The following is a 3,273-nucleotide window of genomic DNA, read 5'->3' as shown; positions in this document are numbered from 1 at the left end:
TGACAGGCGCCATTTTCTTTCCTTTTATTGGTGATCAGTGAAACAGGTGCTCCCGCAGGAGCACAGGCCTGGCCGTTACAGCCGCATATCCAGTAGCCCGCCAATGGCGGCACTTCGGCGATGCTTTTCCGGTCCGATTTCGTCCGGTTTGTATACGTTTTCGGGTTCGGCCGGTCGCCCGTTCGGTGGGTGCAGTACTCGACGGCGTAGATGTCGTCGCCGCTGAGCGTGCTGATCGGCCGTTGACGAGCGTCGCCGCTGTCACCGGTCTTCTGATGCCCCGGTAATCCCGGAAATGCAAATGCCGTTACCGCCGACTGCCCCAGGACAAGGGGGCGCACAGTTCACAGCCCTGATACTGCCGAGCGCACGACGCAGCATTCGCGAAGGTCGCCCTCGGAGGAGCCGTAATGGCAGTCGGGACGGGATCGCCGCCTACGCCGACGAGTACTGGACCGCCGGCGAGGAACCCTATGCCGGAACGACCGAGGCGAACCTGGAGGCCGCCGAACGTGACCGGCAGGCACGAGCGCAGCACAAACGCAGTACCGCCGGCCGCAACCAGCAACTCGAAGTCATCACCGAGGTGAGGATCTCGATCAGCCGTCACCACGACCGCAACGCGAGGGGGGCGGTCAGACGTAGGTGTAGGGCAGTGCATTGCTGGTGCCGTCCAGCTCCACGGTGACGGTGACGTCCACCGTGCCTGTCCCTGTAGGGGAGATGGCGGTGATCTGGGTGTCGGAGTCGATGGTGAAGGTGGTTGCTTTGGTACCAAACCGCACAGTCAAGGGACCGACATTGCTGAACCCGGAGCCGGTGATCACCACAGAAGTGAAAGCCGTCGCAGGGCCGGAAGAGGGTGTCAGGGAGGTGAGAACAGCCGCCATGGTCGGGCTCCAAGTCGTCATTGAATGAGAAGCGTTACCTTGCAACGGTTTCCGATTTTCTACGGCGACCGCTACATATCCAGTAAGCCTCCGGCGACGACACTTCGGCAAGGGATCCACAGTCCGGTTTCGTCCGGTTTCGACCCGGCGGTTCGGCACGAGGGACTGGTGAGGCCCCCGAAATCTCCGCAGGTCTTGCGGGCCGACCCCGGTGAGCCCCGGGGAGGCCGACCGCGAGGTGACCGAGGTGATCACCATGGGCCCATTACGAAACCCCTGCCGAGTACCAAAACGGCAGGGGCTTTCGTGTGTCCGGAGCAGGGGTGAACCGGACGGGCACGATCATTGTCGACCACCACCGCGAACGCAACGACCATCGGGTCGGCGTGTTGCTCCTGGACCGGGGGCGTGGATTCGGCAGGAAACCGATGCCCGGTGATTACCGTGTCGCTTTGGGCTGGTCGTGTGAGCGTCTACCGCCCCTGATGGCTGCTCGGCGAACACTACGTGCTGGACTGGCTTCCGGGATCCACCGACGAACGATGTCATGGTTCGCCGATATAGCCAGCAGTGGTCGCTGGATTCGTGGCCGGTCGGCCTGGCGAACTTGAACCACAGGATCGCCTCGATGCACCGTGGTGGCTGTGCTGGGAGTTCAGCGTTGCTCTTCCTGGATGCCGGCGTAGCGGCCGGGCATCACCATGCAGTACAGGCTGCCGGTCTCGTTGGTCATGCAATACACCGGCCGGTCCCCCTCGGAGTCCCCGGTCGGGTCCCTCTGCTCACCGACTCTCTGGATGGTGATGTGGTGTGGGTCTTTGGGCGGCTCCGGCGCGGGCCCCTTGTCCCACGGGTGCCACGCGAGCAGACCCCCGCCGACACCGGCGACAATGATCGCGGCCGCCAACAGACCGTGCCGGGCCTGCCCGGTCCTGGTGGTTACAGAGGCCTCCGGCGGCCGAGGTGGGGACAGCTGGGGCACAGGGGCATTCGAGTCCGACATGCTGAACAGTCAACACCACGGGGCAGCCGGGATAGGCCCCAGAACGGGCCGTGAGCTCTCAGATCGGCTACGCAACTCTCCTGGGCGTGAGGCATCATTCCTCGCCCAAGGATCAGCGCGTGACCCACGCCGAATTCGTTCCCGAGACCGTGCACTGGGACGCCGGCACCACGCGGCTGCTGCACCGGCCGATCCGCGACCGTATCCGCGGCCCGCTGTTCATGACCCACCGGCGGGGCCTGGACCGGCAAGAACCTCGGTAACCGGGACGTGCGCCCCGACGAAAAGACGCGACCGCGTGTGCCGATGGTTCCCCCGAGGCCGCAAGACCGCTCCGCTCCGAATACTGCAAGCATTGAATAAATACCCTCCACCGGTTGCAAGCGCGAATGCGGTCGGGATGCCCGCCATATGGCGGGACGAGCTGCCGGCACCCGTCTGCACCCAGATGACCTTGCTTCGTCTCCGGGCGCGGGAAGAGGTCTGCATCCCTGAGTTCGTCTTCCATTGGAGCATGTGGGCCTACGAGTCCGGAGCTTTTCTCGACATCGCAGGTGGCACCAACATCAAGCACATCAGCGCCAAGCGAGCGAAGAGCATGGCTGTGCGTCTACCGTCGCTCGACCGCCAACGCGAGATGACGGCGGAACTTGACGCGATGGAGTCTGCATTGGTGGCGATCCGTGCGGAAGTCACCTGCCTCCGGGAAGTCCGGGCGCGGCTGCTGTCGGGCCTGTTGGACCGCACCATCGACATCGAGTCCGCCGAACGGGAGGTTTGAGCCGTGGCGAAGGGCATTCGAGAGCGTGAGTTCCAGAACCTGATGATCCAGCGGTCCCTCCCGCTGGGCTGGAACTACACGGCGGGCAGGTCGCTGCCGCCTGAGACGACGCAGACGGTGGTCACCGGCCCGCTGCGGGATGCCATCGTCCGGTTCAACCCCGGGGTGATCGACGGATTCGACGTGGACGCGGTGGTCGAGGAGATCGTCGCCACGGTCAACGCCGTCGAAGGCGGGCTGGTGCGAGCCAACGAGCAGGTGTTGCGCCTGCTGCGCGGGCGTAAGGAATTCCGCGATGGGGACGGTGTGTGGCATGCCCTGAAGCTCGTCGAGTTCGAGGATCCGACCGCCAACAGCCTGGTGGTGTCCGACGAGGTGGCCATCACCGTGCCGGGCAAGACTTCCCGTCGTTTCGATCTCGCGTACTGGGTCAACGGGCTGCCTCTGGTGGTGGTCGAGGTGAAGTCACCGACCGCGAAGTCCGGGTGGGTCGACGCCGCCCGCGAGATCAACGACGTGTACGCCGTCGAGTACCCGTGGTTTTTCACTCCCAACGTTTTCGCCGTCGCCTCCGACGGGCTGAAGTTGCGGTTCGGGGC

General features: G+C 64.6%; 6 protein-coding genes. 3 read left to right on the top strand and 3 right to left on the bottom strand.

Going from position 1 to position 3,273, the window contains the following annotated elements; translation table 11 throughout:
* From ON20_RS38135 to ON20_RS26070, 3 genes are all read right to left on the bottom strand, one after another.
* Nucleotides 1-341: hypothetical protein (locus ON20_RS38135; RefSeq protein WP_218002623.1), on the bottom strand; the 341-nt coding region annotated here is incomplete at its 3' end.
* Between the two features lie 294 nt (nt 342-635).
* Nucleotides 636-890: an IPT/TIG domain-containing protein gene (locus ON20_RS38130; RefSeq protein ID WP_218002622.1), complete on the bottom strand. Its 255-nt coding sequence runs from the start codon at nt 888-890 to the stop codon at nt 636-638.
* A gap of 655 nt (nt 891-1,545) precedes the next feature.
* A complete protein-coding gene (locus ON20_RS26070; RefSeq protein ID WP_245547497.1) occupies nt 1,546-1,872 on the bottom strand; it encodes a hypothetical protein in 327 nt (108 codons plus the stop codon).
* Nucleotides 1,873-2,012: 140 nt separating this feature from the next.
* Here ON20_RS26070 and ON20_RS36830 point away from each other — a divergent pair, with 140 nt between their 5' ends.
* From ON20_RS36830 to ON20_RS26060, 3 genes are all read left to right on the top strand, one after another.
* Nucleotides 2,013-2,156, top strand: coding sequence for a hypothetical protein (locus ON20_RS36830; protein WP_157229008.1), 144 nt, complete (start codon nt 2,013-2,015; stop codon nt 2,154-2,156).
* Nucleotides 2,157-2,293: 137 nt separating this feature from the next.
* The gene (locus ON20_RS38125; RefSeq protein ID WP_218002621.1) at nt 2,294-2,674 is read left to right on the top strand and encodes a restriction endonuclease subunit S domain-containing protein; all 381 of its coding nucleotides are present in this window, start codon (nt 2,294-2,296) and stop codon (nt 2,672-2,674) included.
* Between the two features lie 3 nt (nt 2,675-2,677).
* Nucleotides 2,678-3,273 (top strand): type I restriction endonuclease (locus ON20_RS26060; RefSeq protein ID WP_040839738.1); only part of this gene is annotated, 596 nt, incomplete at its 3' end.

This window comes from Nocardia brevicatena NBRC 12119 (genome assembly GCF_000308495.1).
In the GTDB taxonomy this organism is placed as follows: domain Bacteria; phylum Actinomycetota; class Actinomycetes; order Mycobacteriales; family Mycobacteriaceae; genus Nocardia; species Nocardia brevicatena.
The sequence above is the reverse complement of the archived record's forward strand: the minus strand, read 5'-3'. Positions and strand labels throughout refer to the sequence as shown.